The organism is Salegentibacter salegens, assembly GCF_900142975.1.
Lineage (GTDB): Bacteria > Bacteroidota > Bacteroidia > Flavobacteriales > Flavobacteriaceae > Salegentibacter > Salegentibacter salegens.
The window spans coordinates 3,151,530-3,170,387 of the sequence record NZ_LT670848.1; the positions used below are offsets into that span (position 1 = coordinate 3,151,530).

Consider the following 18,858-nt stretch of genomic DNA (forward strand, 5'->3'; position numbering starts at 1 on the left):
ATAACTGAACACAGATTCAAGAGCCTGAAATTATGAAATAGCGATTACTGCTTTTATTAAAGTAGGACGATAAGAATTAAATGAAAATCAAGAAATGAAAAAAAATCAAGTTGTTTTAATCACCGCCTTTTTGGCTTTATTTGTTTTTACCGGTTGTAATGCCCAAAAAAATATTCCGGTATTTTCCAGCGTGGTATATGAAGGTGATGACGATATCTATAATGAAAATCCTTTGGATCCTAATGAGTTCTACAATCCAATTTTACAGGGAATGTATCCAGATCCGGCCATTGCCCGAAAAGGTGATGATTATTATTTAGTAGCTTCATCTTTCGCAATGTTTCCAGGAGTGCCAATTTTCCATTCTAACGATTTGGTAAACTGGAAGCAAATTGGTCACGTGCTGGATCGCAAATCTCAGCTTAAAGTGCACGATACAGGAATTAGTATGGGGATTTATGCACCAGATATCCGCTATAATCCGCATAATGATACTTTTTATATGATCACCACGCAATTTGCGGGCGGTTTCGGCAATATAGTAGTTAAAACCCAGGATCCTAAAGAGGGATGGAGTGATCCTATTAAATTGGATTTTGCAGGAATAGATCCTGCAATCTTTTTTGATGACGACGGTAAAGCTTATGTAGTTCATAATGATGCTCCAAATGAGGGAGAAGAATTGTACCAGGGGCATCGTGTGATTAAAATATGGGAATATGATGTTGAAAACGATCAGGTAATAAAAGGTACCGATAAAATTATTGTGAATGGCGGGGTAGATCTTTCCAAAAAACCAATTTGGATTGAAGCACCGCATATTTATAAAAAAGATGGCCGTTATTACTTAATGTGTGCTGAAGGTGGTACCGGAGGCTGGCATAGTGAAGTGATTTTTGTAAGCGACAACCCTATGGGGCCTTACGAACCTGCACCCAACAATCCTATTTTAACACAGCGTCATTTTCCAAAAGACAGGAAAAACAAAGTAGATTGGGCGGGCCACGCCGATTTGGTTGTTGGACCAGACGATAAATATTACGGGGTGTTTTTAGGAATACGGCCTAATGAAAAAGACAGGGTAAATACCGGTAGAGAAACTTTTATTCTGCCTGTAGATTGGTCTGGTGAATTCCCCGTTTTTGTTAACGGGCTGGTTCCAATGGAGCCGAAACTTGAAATGCCTGAAGGTGTTGAAAATAAGACAGGGGAAGGGGACTTTTTTCCAAATGGTAATTTCACCTATACCGAAGATTTTTCTTCCAAAAACCTAGATTATCGTTGGATTGGCTTAAGAGGTCCGCGTGAAGATTTTATCGAATTCACAAAGAAAGGTCTTAAAATTAATCCTTTTGAAGTGAACATAAAAGAAGTAAAACCAACTTCTACGCTTTTTCACAGGCAGCAGCATAAAGATTTTTCTTTTACAACTACTATAGATTACAAACCTAAGTCTGAAAATGATTTGGCCGGAATCACCGCTTTACAAAATGAAGGTTTCAATTATGTTTTTGGTATTACTAAAAAAGACAAAGAACATTATTTAGTGCTGGAAAGAACAGAAAAAGGTTCTTCTGAAATATTGGCCAGTAAAAAAATAGAACTTAAAGGAAGTATTCAGCTTAGAGTAGAAGCAGATGGAGATGATTACAGGTTTAGCTATACCCTTAACGGAGAGGGTTTTGAGAATTTAGGAGGGACTGTCTCAGGTGATATATTATCTACCAATGTTGCAGGTGGTTTTACCGGCACCCTTATAGGTTTATATGCAACATCTGCAAACGATGCTGTTCCCGAATAACATTCAGAAAAAAGCAATATGCATTAAAAGAATACAGGATTATGAAGCAAAGAATTTATTTATCAGGGCTATTTTTCATCGGCTTGATCTTATTATCAGGAGCTATAAAAGCACAAAATTGTGATGAAGAAGTAGAAGATCCTCGTGGAAAAATGCAGACCTGGGAAAAGGGAGCCTGGGAAACCGGGGAATATAGAAATCTCTTTTTAGAGGCTGGTTATTCGCAAGCTGAAATCGATGCTAAACTTAAAAAAGCCTATTATGATGTATTTGAAGGGCCAAACAGGGTATACTTTGAAGTTGAGGATTCTCTAGCCTATGTTTCTGATTTAAAAAATGAAGATGCGCGTACCGAAGGTCTATCCTACGGACTTATGGTTGCGGTGCAGTTTGATAAAAAAGAAGTTTTTGACAAATTATGGCGCTGGACTGAAAAATATATGCAGCACCAGGAAGGACCCAGTGAAGCTTATTTTGCCTGGAGTGTAGATCCAAAAACGGGTAAAAAGAATGCCGAAGGATCCGCTTCAGATGGGGAATTGTTCTTTGTAACTGCATTACTTTTCGCTTCCAACCTTTGGGGAAATGACACCGGGATAAATTATTACGCCGAAGCCAGGAGAATTCTGGATGCTATGTGGAGCAAAGATGGTACTAATGGCGTTAGGAATGTACTTAATGAAGAGCATAAACAAATAACCTTTGTACCGCACGATGGCGGATATGACTGGACAGACCCTTCTTATCATGTGCCGGCATTCTTTGAGATTTGGGCAGAATATGCCAATGATGGTCGTGAGGAATTTTACAGAGCAACGGCTGATACAGCCCGGGTTTTTCTACACCGTGCAACCCATCCGGAAACCGGCCTTACTCCAGATTATGCCGAGTTTAGCGGAGAACCTCATAGCCGCGGTAAGATGGGAGATGCGTTTAGATATGATTCCTGGCGCGTTCCTTTTAATATTGCTATGGATTATAGCTGGTATGCTAAAGACAGGGAATGGCAGCAACAATATGCACAGCGATTCCAAAATTTCCTGTACTGTGAGGGACTGGAAACTTATGTAGATCAATATAATATAGATGGCTCAACTCCAGATTGGATACTTCCTGCGGGAGGCTTTCAAAAGTTAAGGCATTCCCTTGGCCTGATTTCTACTGCCGGCACAGCTTCTTTAATGGCTACCCATCCTAAAGGCTGGAAGTTTGTTGATGAAATTTGGGATGCCAAATTAGAACCCTACGAAGATGGTTATTTCGATCCGTATTTTGATGGACTGCTTTACCTGTTTAGCCTTATGCAATTAAGTGGTAATTACCAGATTATTACCCCACAAACAAACTAAATGAGACTGATAAACTAATATGAAAACAATATATTTTCTAATAGCAATTTTACTAATGGGGCCTGTTGGTTTTGCACAGGATTCCAATTTCCATATCTATTTAAGCTTTGGTCAATCCAATATGGAAGGGCACGCCAAATTTGAACCTCAGGATACCCTTAAAAATGAAAGATTCCAGGTTTTACAAAGTGTAGATTGTCCTGAACTTGGGCGTGAAGCAGGAAAATGGTATACCGCGGTTCCGCCTTTGTCAAGGTGCGATACCGGGTTAACTCCAACCGATTATTTTGGAAGAACTATGATTCAAAATCTCCCTGAAGATGTGAAGATTGGGGTGATTAATGTTGCCGTGGGAGGATGCAAAATTGAATTATTCGATAAAGAAAATTATAAGGAATATGTTGCCAACGCTCCCGGCTGGATGCTGCCCGCAATTAATAAATACAACGGGAATCCTTATGGACATTTAGTAGATATGGCGAGAAAGGCCCAGGAAAAGGGAGTAATAAAAGGAATCCTTTTACACCAGGGAGAATCAAATACGGGAGATGAGCAGTGGCCCGAAAAGGTGAAAGCTGTTTATGATAATTTAATAAAGGATCTAAATTTAAATGCTGAAGAAGTTCCGCTTATTGCGGGAGAAATGGTTTCAGAAGAACAAGGCGGTAAATGTGCCAGTATGAATAAAATACTTGCAAAGCTTCCACAGAAAATTCCAAATGCACACATAGTTTCTTCAGAAGGATGTGAAGCCGTGGAGGACGGATTACATTTTTCAGCAGCTGGATATAGAAAATTGGGGAGACGTTACGCCGAAAAAATGCTTCCGCTTCTAAAGTAATTGATAATAATTTAAACTTTTAGTACTATGAAAAAATTCAGTTCACTTTTATTTATTATTCTCCTGATGTTAGGATTTTCCTCATCGGCTCAGGAGATTCAAAAAGAAGCACCTAAAGGTTTTGATCAGGAACGAACCGACATTAGCCGGGGAAAAATTGATTCGGTAAGTTATACTTCTAAAACTGTAGGAAATACGCGAAAAGCATTAATTTATACTCCACCCGGTTTTTCAAAAGAGAAAAAGTATCCTGTTTTATACCTGCTTCACGGTATTGGCGGAGATGAAAAAGAATGGCTTAAGGGAGCTAATCCGCAGGTGATTCTTGATAATCTTTATGCTGAAAACAGGCTTGAACCTATGCTAGTGGTAATGCCTAACGGAAGGGCGATGAAAAACGATCGTGCCGAAGGCAATATCTTTGCGCCAGATAAAATTGAAGCTTTTAGTCGTTTTGAACAAGATTTATTAAATGATCTAATTCCTTTTATTGAAAAGAACTATCCGGTAATGAAAGATCGTAAAAGTCGGGCCATTGCGGGGCTTTCAATGGGAGGTGGGCAATCTCTGAACTTTGGTCTGGGTAATCTCGATAAATTTGCCTGGGTAGGAGCTTTTTCGGCTGCACCCAATACCAAAGAGCCTGAAGTGCTATTACCAAACCCGCAGAAAGCAGAAGAAAAACTTGAATTGCTTTTTATTTCTTGTGGTGATAAGGACGATCTTCTAAATATCAGCCAGCGGACTCATAATTATCTTTTTCAGGAGGGAGTACCACACATTTACTATCTGGAACCCGGTGGTCACGATTTTAAAGTCTGGAAGAACGGACTTTATATGTTTAGCCAGTTTTTATTTAAACCGGTAGATGAATCATCTTTTTCAGAATATACTGTTTTAGGAACTCCGGCTTCAACAAATATTCGTTCCGCAGATTATCCGCAAATACTTCCAGACAATCGTGTAAGCTTCCGCATCAATGCACCTGATGCAAAAAAAATGCAGATTGATCTTGGACGTAAATATGATATGAAAAAGGATTCCAGCGGAACCTGGACCGTTACTACAGATTCTATAGGTCAGGGATTTCATTATTATTCTTTGGTTATTGATGACGTAGCAGTAGCCGATCCTGCAAGCGAAACCTTTTATGGGATGGGGCGTATGGCAAGCGGTATTGAAATCCCATCAAGGGAGGGCGATTTTTACGCTTTGAAAGAGGTGCCGCACGGCGATGTACGAATTAGACGCTATTTTTCAAAAGTAACCAACAGCTGGAGAAAAATGTATGTTTACGCTCCTCCGGGTTACGACGCTTCAAATGCAGATTACCCGGTGTTATATTTATTGCACGGTGGAGGTGAGGACGAACGCGGCTGGTCTACCCAGGGACGTGCCGATCTAATTCTGGATAACCTTATTGCCGAAAACAAAGCTGAACCTATGCTGGTGGTAATGATGGATGGAAATTTGGGTTCCCGTGATTCTTTTCAGCAATCACTTCAAACTTTTGAGCAGGAGCTGAAACAGGCAGTAATTCCGTTTGTAGAAAATAATTATCGTGTGGCATCGGGAGATGAGAATCGTGCCCTGGCCGGACTTTCCATGGGTGGTCTTCAGACTTTATATGCCGGAATACATAATACCGATATGTTTTCCCATTTAGGCGTTTTTAGCTCTGGCTGGTTTACAGACAATCCGGAGCTTACCAAACCGGAGTATGCTTTTATGAAAGAAAATTCAGCTACCATTAATAATAACCTGGAGTCTTTCTGGATCTCTATGGGCGGCGAGGAAGACATAGCATACGATAATAATAAAGTGATGATGTCCAAATTTGACGAGATGGGAATAAAGTACGATTATAGTGAATATCCCGGCGGGCATACCTGGCCTGTGTGGCGCCACAATCTATATTCCTTTGCACCGCTTCTGTTTAGGTAACGCGGGATTTCCCTGGATTGGCTAATCTAATTACTAACACTTAAAATCATAAATTATGAAACACTATAAGTTATTACTCTTTCTAACATTAGGTTTTTTATCACAGGTTTGTATTGGGCAAAACCAGCAGGCGACCAATGAAGCAGAGTTTAAGCCCTCCCCGGTAAATCAGCCAGGCAGTGAATATCCTATGGTTAACGAAAAGGGACAGGTACGCACACAAATATCTGCTCCTGAAGCCACAAAGGTTCAACTGGATATTGGTGGGGTGAAATACGATATGGCAAAAAATAAAGAAGGGGTGTGGACAGGTGAGTCGGCGCCGCAGGATGAAGGTTTTCATTATTATCAATTAAACATAGATGGTGCTTCTGTGCCAGATCCGGGGAGTTTATTTTTTTTCGGAGCGAATCGCTGGGGCAGCGGTATTGAAGTACCGGCTCACGATCAGGAATTCTTTGCTCTGAAGAATGTTCCTCATGGAAAAGTTGAACAAATTCTTTTTTCTTCAAAAAGTACAGATACTACGCGGCGCGCTTTTGTTTATACGCCACCGAAGTATGATTTAGAGCCTCAAAAACGCTATCCGGTCTTATACTTACAACACGGTTATGGAGAAAATGAAACTTCCTGGCCCAACCAGGGTCGCGCCAATCTTATAATAGATAACCTGCTTGCAGAAGGAGAAACCAAACCTTTTATTATTGTAATGACCTACGGTATGACCAATGAGATAGAATTTGGAGGGTTAAGAGACTTTGATATCCAGCCTTTTCAGACGGTTTTGGTAGATGAATTAATTCCTTATATAGATGCTCATTACAGAACAAAGGCCGATAAGGAGAACCGTGCAATGGCAGGACTTTCTATGGGAGCTTTTGAAACAAAACTTGTAACTTTAAATAAGCCGGAGGTATTTTCGCACTACGCCCTGTTTAGCGGCGGAATTTATGAACCCGAGGAACTTCAGGACCGAACCAAACCAGAATTAATTTTTATAAGTACGGGAAGTAAAGAACGACCTGATGCGGTAAAAAGTGCAGTTTCAGAATTGCAGAAGGAAGGTTTTAATGCAGTTTCATACGTTTCTGAAGAAACAGCTCACGAATTCCATACCTGGCGTCGCAGCTTATACCAGCTGGCCCCGTTGCTATTTCGAGCGCAGAAATAAATTATTTTTCTGTTTTCTTCTTAAATCAAATAAAAGCTGTCTAAAAGAATTTCTTTTGCTTAAGTGATTTCAGTTTCTAAATGTTTTGATTTTTAACATCCTAGACTCTAAATCAAGTTCAAAGATGATTTAAAAACCTTTTTAGACAGCCTTTTTCAGTTAAGTTTGAGTTTGTTTTTGGCGATAGTTTGTGGGAGGCATTCCATACAAGTCTTTAAACTTGGTAGAAAATTTAGAAGTACTTGAAAAACCTACTGCGTAGGCAACTTCAGCTATATTAATCTTTTTGGAAGTTAATAAATTGGCAGCTTCTTTTAATCTAATATTGGTGATTAATTCTCCCGCCGATTGGTTTGTGAGCTGTTTTAGTTTGCGATAAAGATGAACCCGACTTATTCCTAATTCTGAAGCAACCATTTCTACATTTAAGTTTGGATTGCTAATATTATTATTTACAACCTCCATAAATTTTTCTACTAAGGTTTCATCTCCAGATTTTAGATCTATATGTTTGATTTTTTCTTCGTGTAATTGGTTTCCGGAATAAGTATTCTTTAAAACATTTCGATTTTTAATTAGGTTTTTTACGGTCTTTTTTAAAATATCTATATTGAAGGGTTTGTTGATATAAGCATCTGCGCCTATTTCCAGCCCTTCCAGGTTGGTTTCTTTATCGGTTTTACCAGTTAAAAGAATTACAGGGATATGATTGGTATGAATATTTTTTTTGATTTTACGAGTTAATGTTATCCCGTCCATTTCCGGCATTACCACATCGCTAATTATTAAGTCGGGTGCTTTTTTAATCACTTCGGGAAGCGCTAATTTGCCGTTTGCTTTTTTAATAATGTTGTAATGGCTTTGTAATTCTATGGCAATATAATTCCTAATTTCACTATCATCGTCTACGATTAGCACCGTAGGTTTATTTTTTTCTGAAGTGCTTTCCTGTTCTTCCCCATTATAAATAGTATTTAGTGCCTGAGTTCCATTGTTATTGTAAGTAGCTAAAGGAACTTCTGAAATAATCTCTTTTTCTTTAAGATGAACTTTCCCTAAAGGAGCACTAATTATAAATTTACAACCTTCCTGATTTTTATTGTTTTCAGCTTTAACTGTGCCGTGGTGTAATTCGGCTATAGATTTGGTTAAATGCAGACCAATACCTGTGCCTTCAAACTGCCGACTTTCATTATTTGGGCCCTGGTAGAAACGATTAAAAACGTTATTTAATTCACTTTCCTTGATACCTACCCCATTATCTTTAACAATGATATAGAATTCCTTCTTTTTTTCGTGTATGTCTATATTCACTTCAAGAGTTCCATTTTGGGGAGTAAATTTTATGGCGTTTGAAATTAAATTCTGAATTATCTTATCAAAATGATTTGGATCTATAAAAGCTATTATTTCTGAATCTGGATGATTAATACTGAATTTGATACCCCTGCTTTCCATTTGATCATCAAAAAGGGAGGTTATAGACTTTACAAAGCTTATGATTTCTGTCTTTTGAAACTTTAATTCAATTTTTCCCTGGTCAAATTTTCGGGCATTAATTAATTGGTTTAAAAGATGCAAAATCCGTTCAGAATTTCGCTCCATAATCTTATAGAGTTTCTGGCGATCTTCTTCCGGATCTGTTTTTATAAGCTTTTTTAACGGATTTATAATAAGGGATATTGGGGTTTTTATATCGTGGGAAATATTGGTTAAAAACTGGAGCTTAGCCTCGTTAATTTGCTCTGCGCGCAAATGTTCCTGCAGCTCATTTTTTGTTTTGCGTCGTTGCAACACTTCCTGCACTATAATGTAAGAAATGACACCAAGCAGCAATAAGTAGGTTAATTTGGCCCAGTTGGAAAAATACCATGGCGGATGAATAATTATGGTAAGTTCCTGCTGGTTTGAGTATTCTCCATAATCTTTGGCCTTCACTTCAAAATTATAAGTTCCCGGTTCAAGGTTATTAAAGGTCACCGTATTCATTCCGGGTCTTAATTTTATCCAGCTTTCTGAATTAAGGGAATAGGAGTACGTAATCCATTGCTGGTTTTTGAAAGCGAATGAGGAAAATTCAATACTGAAATCGTTATCATTATGTGCCAGTTCAAGAGTATCTGCATCAATAATCGCTTTTTCTATAATGGAATATGAACCAGATTTCATTCCTTTTTTCACCGGTTCGTCCTGAAGATAAAATCCGGTAATTCTCAGGTCTACGTTACTGCCTGTTGAAGTTATTTCTGAAGGGTCAAAAAAAGTAACTCCATTGGTACTTCCAAAGTATAAACGACCATTATTTTCAGAATAGGAGGCATTTTTATTGAATTCATTTCCCTGAAGCCCATCGCGGAAATAATAATTTTTAAACTCTTTAGATTCAAGTTCGAATTTAGAAATACCATTATTGGTGCTTATCCAAAGATTGTTGTCGCTATCTGCTTCTATAGCACTTATTACATCACTTGGTAGGCCCTGTTTTGTAGCGTAGATTTGGGTGATTGTATCATTTTTAGGTTTGTAAAATAAACCTTCTGAAGTGCCAATCCATAAATTGTTTTCTTCATCTTCATAAAGGCTGTAAACAATTTTATTGGTTAAAATGTGATTTTGCCCTTTATGATTTAAATAGCTGCTTTTCTCCAAATCAAGGGTGGCAAGACCATCATAAGTTCCTATATAAAGCTTGTTTGTATTGGATAGGAGTAAACAATTTATCCATTTATTGTGCAATTGGTCATAAGGGGCGCCATCCTCAATAGTATTATGATTTGTTCTTTCGTTGGTTTCAAGATTATAGGAATAAAGTCCGAATCCCAGGGTGCCAATCCAGAGGTTTTTTTGCCTGTCTTCAGTAATACTATAAATGCGTTCAACAGTATTATTCTGTTCGTCTTTTAGGGGTTCAATATATTTTAAATCCTTGCTTTTTCGGTCCACTTTTGCCAAACCATTAAGATAAGTACCAACCCATAATTCGTTATCTGAATCCTGGTAAATACTCATAATGCTGGCCGAGCCTTGTATGCCATTATTACCCAAATGAAAACGCTGTTTCTTTTCTTCGGTTATACCATATAGCCCATCTCCATCTGTGCCTACCCATAGAATATCCTGCCTGTCTTTAAATATAGACACTACACTGTTAGAACCTATTATGTTGTTTTTTACAGATTGGTATCCTATATAATTAAAATTATTGGCCTTATCGGGTATTAATAAAACTCCCTTTTGATAAATACCAAGCCAAAGATTATCGGCTTTATCCCGCATTATCGAGTGGACTTTAGTTTTCTCAAAATCGAAATTAGCAATGCTAAAATCGTTTACACTCATTTTTTCTTTTACAGGATCATAGATTTTTAAACCCATCCCATCGGTACCCACCAAAACTTCATTCTCTTTGTTTACATAAAGCGTTTTTACCGGTAGGTTTTTAGAATCTTCTATAAAATTAAAATTATCTTTTTCCCGGTTATAGTTAAACAGCCCTTTGCTTAAACTTCCAACATACAGCTTACCTTTTTGATCTTCAGCAATACTGGAAATTTGTGTTTCATAGTCATTTTCATTAAAATATTCTGTAATTTCTCCTGAAGGGGCAATTTTAAATAGGCCTTTATCCTGGCTAAGAGCCCATAAATTTTCATTTTGATCCTCAAAAATCTTTTCCAGAAAGGAACTGGGAACCATTTCAGGAAATTTACGGGCCACGGGTTTACCATTCTCCTGCGTTAACTTTAAAATTCCCTGGCCAGATGTGCCTATTAAAATTTCTCCATTTTCCCTTTCGAGCATTGAGGTGACGTGGGCGGGATAATGAGTGTTGTCTTCTGTTAGTAATAGAATTTCATGGAATTTCTCGGTAGCGTGATCAAAATATTGTAGGCCATTAAAAAAACCGAAATATAAAGTCCCGTGGCTATCCTGAAATATAGATTTTACATAATTATTTAAGATCGAAGTAGAATCCTCTTTGTCTTGTTTATATATAGAAAATTTTGCGCCATCATACCTGTCTAATCCATCTTCGGTAGCCATCCAGATATATCCTTTGTTATCCTGAAAGATTTGATTTATTAAACTACTGGAAAGTTCTGCATCGGTAGAAAATAAATTGCCTACCTGGGCAGAGGTAAAGATTGGGAATAATAGAATAAACGTTAAAAATAGATAGCATCTTTTTAAAAGAGCTATTTTAAATTTTGGTTCTTTCATATAGACCTCCTGGTAACTTTTTTAGGTATAAGATTTTTTCAGAATTATTAAAATTAGAATTTTAATAATTAAAACTAGTGCAGAATAAAAACTTATGGTTTCTGTGACCACAAGTTATAATTTTTTTCTTAATTTAGCAATCTATTACAGATTAATAAAAATATTGTACCAATAACTACTAATTCTATCCTTTTGGGAGAAAAGTTTTAATTTCAATTTTACGGTTGATTATTCATTAAGTTCGATAAAACTACTCTCAAAAGGATTTTTTATTGTAGAAATTTAAAGGAAGAGTATTTAGTAATTCTTGCTGAATTATAATTTAAAAGAAAAGCCTTCTTCCACTTTTTGCTGATACTTCTCTGCATCAAACTTGTATAGAAAAGAACCCTTCCGGGAAGAATTCATATCCTTTTCTTCCAATTTTATCAAAATATCCAGGGCATTTATTTTATTGATAAAATTGCGTTTGTCCAGTTTTTCTCCAAGAATAGATTCGTAAAGTTTTTGAAGCTGGCGCATCGTAAATTTTTCGGGTAGAAGTTCAAAACCAATCGGCTTTTTAGAAGTTTTATAGCGTAATCTTCTTATTGCTTTTGAGATCATTTCAGAATGGTCAAAAATAAGTTCGGGAAGTTCTGTGACACTAAACCATTGGGCCGAATGCTTATCAATTAAAGCTTTGTCATGCTCTTTAATATTTATGAGGGCAAAATAGGCTACCGATATGGTTCGCTCTGCAGGATCCCGGTCTACTTCACTAAAAGCATATAGCTGCTCCATATAAATTTGTTCAAACCCCGTAAGTTGGTAGAGGATGCGGTTCGCAGCCACGTTTAGGTTTTCTTTTCTTTTAAGAAAACCTCCCATCAACGACCATTTTCCTTTTTCGGGTTCAAAATTTCTTTTAATCAGTAAGATTTTTAAATCTTCCTCATCAAAACCAAATATTATACAATCTACTGCCAGAAGAACCTTGTCTTCGGTTTGATAATTAGGGCCCATAAAATTAATCGATTAGCTATTCAGCTAAATTATAAAAGTATTTAAAAAGACTATCATGTAGCTCGAGCTTTCTTGTTAAAATTTTAACGCCGTAAAAATTCCTAATTGTAGTCTACATCACATCTCAGTGCTTATTTTGAGAATATCACTAAAATTTATTTGGTTTCTTGCTAAAAATTTAATTACATTTGGAAATGTAAAAAACACACTTAATTAATTTTTAATCTTATCTTATGAATAACGCAAATTCTTATTATGATAAGTTACCATTATTACGAAAACGTTTTATGTTAACTTTTCTCGTACTGTTGTTTTCAGGATCGGCTTTGATGGCCCAGGAAAACATTACAGTTACTGGTATCGTGACCTCAAAAGGAGAAAATCTTCCTTTGCCTGGGGTGAATGTTATTGAAGAAGGTACTTCTAATGGGGTTGTTACAGATATGGATGGTAGATATTCCATTTCGCTCCCAGAGGATGCCGTTTTAAATTTTTCCTATATAGGCTTTGAGTCAAAAATAGTTTCGGTAAATGGTCAATTTAATATTGACATTGTACTTGCTGAAGACTATGCCTCTCTGGACGATGTGGTAGTTGTTGGTTATGGAACTCAACGTAGACAGGATGTAACCGGTTCTGTAGCTTCTATAGATGCAGAAGAAATTCAGAAACAATCAAACAACGATGTTTCGCGGATGCTGCAAGGTAGAACTGCCGGGGTTACCGTTACCAGTAATGGCGAGCCAGGAGCTGGAGGAAACGTTAGAATACGTGGGGTGGCTACCTTTGGAGACAATCAGCCTTTATACATTGTAGATGGAGTGCCGGTGGGAACTTCAATCAGGGATTTTAACCCTAACGATATAGCATCTATTGAAGTGCTTAAAGATGCATCTGCAGGTGCTATTTATGGTTCAAGGGCCGCTAACGGTGTGGTTATTATAACTACAAAAAGTGGAAAAAAGAACACTCCTTTACAAATAGAATATAGTGGTTACTATGGTATAGATGAAGTAGCACAGGATATTCCGGTTTTGGGAAGGGAAGATTACCAGATGATTTCAAATGAAAAAAGGACTAACGCCGGCTTACCTCTTATTCCTGGTAACGACCCAGGTTCTGATCTTTTTGTTGATAATATTGATACAGATTGGCAGGAAGTAGGATTAAAGTCGGGAAGTAGACAAAACCATAACCTCAATTTTTCTGGAGGTGGTGATAATATAACTTATAATGCTTCCCTGGATTATTTTAATAACGAAGGGGTTTTTGTAGGGAATGGCCCTGATTATGAGAGATATTCTGGACGTATAAATACTACGATGGAAAAAGGTATTTTCAAAATATCTCCATCTTTATATTATACTCATAGTTTTGAAAATTCCTTAACTTTTAGAGGTGATATTTTAACCGGTGGAAGGCCACCATTAATTAATGACCTGGTAAACGCTATCCCAACCCTGGGAATTTATGATGAAAATAACGAAGGCGGATATGCCGGAACTTCTTCAGAAATACACCAGGAAATAATCCTTAACGTACCTGGAATTAATAGTTTGTTTACCAACACGGTAGAGGTAGATAGGATTTTCGCAATTGTTAATCCTGAACTTAAATTATTAGATAGGGACGGGCACGAGCTTACTTATAAGCTCAATACAAGTTATGATAAAACTCACGTAAGAAGTTTCTCTTTCACTCCAGAATTTCAAATGGGATATTTCTTTGGTTCAGGTCGTTCTTTACTGGACGATAACTCTAGTATCTATACTGTAGCCTTGATTGAAAATACATTAAATTATAAGAAGGAATTTGGCAAACATGGTGTAGACGTACTTTTAGGTCAAACTTATCAAAAGAATTCTACAGTGCAAAGACAGGCTCATTCTGAAAGTTTACCTAAACCGTATTATCCGGTATTATCAAACGGTAGTAATCAAACCGTAGGAGGACAGGAATTTTATAGTTCCCTGGCTTCTTATTTTGGAAGGTTAAATTATAATTTTGATGACAGGTACCTATTAACTGCAACAGTTAGAAGAGACGGTTCTTCTCGTTTTGCTCCTGCTAACAGGTATGGTACTTTCCCATCAGTAGCATTAGGATGGAGACTTTCTAATGAAGATTTCTTTAATGTTCCCGAAGTAAATCAATTAAAGTTTAGAGCGAGTTACGGTGAACTAGGAAATCAAAATATTGGTGATTACTTGTATCAGGCAGTTATAAACAGGAATATACCTTATAATTTTGGAGGTAACCGGGTATTAGGAGGTCTGCAAACCAGTATTATTGCTGAAGATATTAAATGGGAAACCACTACCTCTTTAAACTTAGGTATGGATGTTTCTCTTTTTAATAATAAAATTGATTTAACTTTAGAATATTACGATAAAGAAACAAACGATGTATTGGTTGGGGTGCCAATTCCCGCCTCTACAGGATCAATTAACACTGCGCCAACAATAAATGCCGGTAGTTTAAAAAACTCAGGGTTTGATGCTCAGATCACGTATCATTATAACAATGAAGAAGATTTTTCATTCGATATTTCTGCCAATGCCAGTACGATAAAAAATGAAGTTTTAGCTTTAGGCGGAAGTGATGAGCCAATTGCTGGTGTAGGATCGCGAACTCAGGTTGGTGGAGAAGTAGGAGAACATTTCGGTTTTGTGTACGACGGAATTTTTCAGTCAGCACAAGAAATAGAAGAACACGCATTTCAAAATGCAGCAACTTCAGCAGGAGATGTGAGATTTGCAGATATAAACGACGATGGCGTAATTGATGCGAATGATAGAACCTTTTTAGGTAGTGCAATACCAAGTGTTACTTACGGCTTAAATTTTACTGCACAGTATAAGAATTTTGACTTAACAATGTTTGCATCAGGTGCAGCGGGTTATTATATAAATAGCAGGTTGTACAGATCTTTAATGTTATCTACAGGATTTATAAATGCTCACGAAGACATTTTAGACAGGTGGACACCTCAAAATACCGATACAAATATCCCTCGAGTAGTAGCAAACGACCCCAATAATAATGCAAGAGATTCCAATAGACCGGGTTGGTTACAAAAAGGCGATTACTTAAGAATAAATACTTTGTCCTTAGGTTATAGTTTGCCACAGGGTCTTTTTGAAGATGCTTTGAATTCTGCAAGAATTTATGCGACAGTTCAAAATCTATATACTTTTCAGTATTATGATGGATTTAACCCTGATTTCAACTCCGGAGTATTTGAACCCGGATTTGATAACGGTACTTACCCGAAACCAAGAACATTTATGTTAGGCGTAGACTTATCATTTTAAAAACCTGAATTATGAAAATAAAAAATCTTTTAATCATATTTTTTCTGGGCATCTTAATTTCGGGATGTGACGAAGAACTAGAATTGAACAACCCCAATAGTATGACTGCTGTTGAATATTGGGCCGATGAGGAACAGGCTATTGCCGGAATAAATGCAGCCTATAATAGTTTGCTAATTGATGGGTATTATATGAGAATGACACCTGCGCTAAATGATGGGCGGGGAGATGATTTTCTAGGAGACACTCCATGGCCCGATCTAATGCAGATTTCTAACTTTACAATTTTACCTACTTCAGGACCTATTCAATGGATGTGGTCTGCCTATTACCAACAGGTTTTTAGGGTAAATCAAATTTTGAAAAGAGTGCCTGAAATAGAAATGGACGAAGCTGTAAAAGAGCGAGTTATAGGGCAGGCCTATTTTCTAAGAGGATTAGCATATTTTAACCTGAAAAATAATTTTGAGAGGGTGCCGCTAATACTTTCTGTAGCTCAGAGTGAAGAAGAATATTATCCGCCAACCGCTTCAGAAGAAGCTATTTGGAATCAAATAATTTCCGATTTCCAGGAAGCCCAGTCACGTTTACCGGTAGATTATACTAATATTTCAGGAGCAGATCAAGGGCAGGTAGGTAGAGCTACAAAAGGAGCCGCTACAGGTTTTCTAGGTAAAGCTTATCTTTATTCTGAAGAATGGAGCCTGGCGGCTGCAGAGTTTCAAAAGCTTATTGATGGCCCCGAAGTAAACATTTATAGACTAGTAAATAATTATAAAGACAATTTTGGTCCTTTTAATGAAAATAATGATGAATCCCTTTTTGAAGTTCAATTTGCAGGAACCGATGAGGTTGGGGGAACTGTTATGAATTATGGCGGAGAACCTTCAGCTGCCTGGATGCAGGTATCATCTGTAGGGCATACCTATGCTATGGATGGCTATGGGTATTCAGATTTTTTACCAACCCGCTGGATATATGAAAAATATAAATCTGAAGAAACGGTAGACGGTGGTATAGATCCTCGTTTGCTGGTAAGTATAGCTTCATATGAACCGGAGGCCAATTCAACTACTGTATATAATGGCACGCCGTGGCCTCATGCTGAAGATGCTATTTACCCAAGAAAATACACCCATGACGGTTTCGGCTTTGATACCGAAAGCCAGGGTGGTGTAGAAAGATCTGAAATTAATTATAGGGTGATGAGGTATGCAGATGTATTGTTGATGTATGCAGAAGCTTTAAATGAGATGGGACAAACCGAGGATGCTTACGAATACATTCAGGAAGTTAGGGATAGAGCCAATTTACCAGATCTTCGTGAAACTAAGCCAGGTTTAACACAAGAGCAAATGAGAGAACAAATAGCTCATGAGCGTGCCCTGGAGTTCGCAATAGAAGGAATGAGAATACACGATATTATTAGATGGGGATGGTTGTATGATGATGCAAAACTCTCAGAATTAAGAGCTCACGATAGTGAATTCGACACCTGGTCTCCAGGAAAAGAATATCTTCCTATTCCTCAAAGTGAGTTAGATGTTAATCCAAATCTTGAACCAAATTCAGCAAATTAATTAGCCATATCAGCAAACTTTCTTCTTAGGAGGTTTGCTGGTTTAATAAAACAAAATAAGATGAAAAAATATTCATTATTCACAGTATTAATCGGGATCTTCTGTTTGCCAAATTTATTTTATGGACAAACCAGTATTACAGTAGAAGAAACTGAAGATGCCCCAATAATCAGTAAACATATTTACGGCCATTTTGCAGAACATCTTGGCCGTTCTATATATGACGGAATATATGTTGGTGAAGACAGCGAAATCCCTAATAAGGATGGTGTTAGAACCGATATTATTGAAGCTTTAAAAGATATTCAAATTCCTAACCTTAGATGGCCAGGCGGTTGTTTTGCAGATACCTACCACTGGAAAGACGGTATTGGTCCCAAAGAAGAAAGACCTAGCATTGTAAATGCCTGGTGGGGAGGAGTTACAGAAGATAACAGTTTTGGAACACATGATTTTTTAAATCTTTGTGAAGAACTTGGTGCAGAACCATACCTGGCCGCTAATGTAGGAAGCGGTACGGTACAAGAATTCAGCGACTGGATTCAGTATGTTAATCACGCTGAAGGTAGCCCTATGGCCGATTTAAGAAAAGAAAACGGCAGAGAACAACCCTGGAATGTGAAATATTGGGGTGTTGGAAATGAAATGTGGGGTTGTGGTGGAAATATGACTCCCGAGTATTATGCCAATCTTTATCGGCAGTATGCCACTTTTATGACCAGCTGGGAGAATGAAAATAATTTGTATAGAATAGCTTCCGGAGCAAATCAGGACGATTATCACTGGACCGAGGTACTTATGAGAGATATTCCCAAGCATCTTATAGAGGGAGTTGCCTTACATTCATATTCTTTTGTGGAATGGCAGGATAAAGGATCTGCAACAGATTTTAACGAGGCGCAGTATTTCTCTACGATGAAAACGGCTTTATGGATGCAGGAACTTATTGATAAACATACCGATATTATGGATAAATACGATCCTGAAAATGAAATTGACCTTATTGTAGATGAATGGGGTGCCTGGTATGACGTAGAAGAAGGTACTAATCCTGGGTTCCTTTATCAACAGAATTCAATGAGAGATGCGATGATTGCAGGTGTTACCCTTAATATTTTTAATAATGAAAGTGACAGGGTGAAAATGGGGAACCTGGCGCAGACAGTAAACGTATTACAGGCCGTTGCTTTAACTGAAGGTGAAAAAATGCTTTTAACGCCAACTTATCACGTGTTAAAAATGTATACCGTACATCACGACACCAAATTATTATCCGTAGAATTTGAGTCTCCTAATTATACTTATAACGGTGAAAGTTTACCGGCAATTTCAATGTCTGCTTCCAGGAATGATGCAGGGAATGTTAATATTTCTCTCGTTAATATTGATGCAGAAAAAGAGAATAAAGTGGAAATAGATGTTGACGCTTTGGATGTAGAAAATATGACAGCCGAAATATTGAGTTCTGCAGAACTGCAGGATCACAATACTTTTGATAATCCAGATAATATTGTAGTAAAGGAATTCAAAGATTTTAAACTTAGAAGAGGAACACTGGAGGTAACCCTACCTCCATTCTCAGTTGTTGTGTTGAAGCAGGAATAATTTAAAAAGGACCTCATAATACCTTGT

Annotated in this window: 10 protein-coding genes; 8 read left to right on the forward strand and 2 right to left on the reverse strand. The window is 37.4% G+C overall.

The features are described from left to right. The first annotated feature begins 94 nt into the window (after positions 1-94). Genes B5488_RS14075 through B5488_RS14095 form a run of 5 tightly spaced genes read left to right on the forward strand, consistent with a single transcriptional unit; the run spans position 95 to position 7,106 of the window. Positions 95-1,801: a glycoside hydrolase family 43 protein gene (locus tag B5488_RS14075; protein ID WP_079735847.1), complete on the forward strand. Its 1,707-nt coding sequence runs from the start codon at positions 95-97 to the stop codon at positions 1,799-1,801. A 41-nt stretch (positions 1,802-1,842) separates the two neighbouring features. Next, positions 1,843-3,150 carry a glycosyl hydrolase family 8 gene (locus B5488_RS14080; RefSeq protein ID WP_079735848.1) on the forward strand — a complete coding sequence of 436 codons (1,308 nt, stop codon included), beginning with the start codon at positions 1,843-1,845 and terminating at the stop codon, positions 3,148-3,150. Positions 3,151-3,169: 19 nt separating this feature from the next. After that, positions 3,170-3,991 (forward strand): sialate O-acetylesterase, encoded by an 822-nt coding sequence (locus B5488_RS14085; protein WP_079735849.1) that lies wholly within the window; start codon positions 3,170-3,172, stop codon positions 3,989-3,991. Positions 3,992-4,018: 27 nt separating this feature from the next. Then, the gene (locus B5488_RS14090; protein WP_079735850.1) at positions 4,019-5,935 is read left to right on the forward strand and encodes an alpha/beta hydrolase-fold protein; all 1,917 of its coding nucleotides are present in this window, start codon (positions 4,019-4,021) and stop codon (positions 5,933-5,935) included. Between the two features lie 55 nt (positions 5,936-5,990). After that, the gene (locus tag B5488_RS14095) at positions 5,991-7,106 is read left to right on the forward strand and encodes an alpha/beta hydrolase-fold protein (RefSeq protein ID WP_079735851.1); all 1,116 of its coding nucleotides are present in this window, start codon (positions 5,991-5,993) and stop codon (positions 7,104-7,106) included. 159 nt (positions 7,107-7,265) lie between these two features. Here the strand turns inward: B5488_RS14095 and B5488_RS14100 are convergent, their stop codons facing one another. Together B5488_RS14100 and B5488_RS14105 are read right to left on the reverse strand one after the other, a co-directional pair. Then, a complete protein-coding gene (locus B5488_RS14100) occupies positions 7,266-11,327 on the reverse strand; it encodes a hybrid sensor histidine kinase/response regulator transcription factor (protein ID WP_079735852.1) in 4,062 nt (1,353 codons plus the stop codon). A gap of 315 nt (positions 11,328-11,642) precedes the next feature. Further along, positions 11,643-12,332, reverse strand: coding sequence for an NUDIX hydrolase (locus B5488_RS14105; protein WP_079735853.1), 690 nt, complete (start codon positions 12,330-12,332; stop codon positions 11,643-11,645). A gap of 233 nt (positions 12,333-12,565) precedes the next feature. Here B5488_RS14105 and B5488_RS14110 point away from each other — a divergent pair, with 233 nt between their 5' ends. Genes B5488_RS14110 through B5488_RS14120 form a run of 3 tightly spaced genes read left to right on the forward strand, consistent with a single transcriptional unit; the run spans position 12,566 to position 18,831 of the window. Further along, positions 12,566-15,646, forward strand: coding sequence for a SusC/RagA family TonB-linked outer membrane protein (locus B5488_RS14110; RefSeq protein ID WP_231919741.1), 3,081 nt, complete (start codon positions 12,566-12,568; stop codon positions 15,644-15,646). Positions 15,647-15,657: 11 nt separating this feature from the next. Then, positions 15,658-17,226 carry a RagB/SusD family nutrient uptake outer membrane protein gene (locus B5488_RS14115; protein ID WP_079735854.1) on the forward strand — a complete coding sequence of 523 codons (1,569 nt, stop codon included), beginning with the start codon at positions 15,658-15,660 and terminating at the stop codon, positions 17,224-17,226. A gap of 60 nt (positions 17,227-17,286) precedes the next feature. Continuing rightward, entirely contained in the window at positions 17,287-18,831 is a 1,545-nt protein-coding gene (locus B5488_RS14120; RefSeq protein WP_079735855.1) for an alpha-N-arabinofuranosidase, read from the forward strand. Positions 18,832-18,858 lie beyond the last annotated feature (27 nt).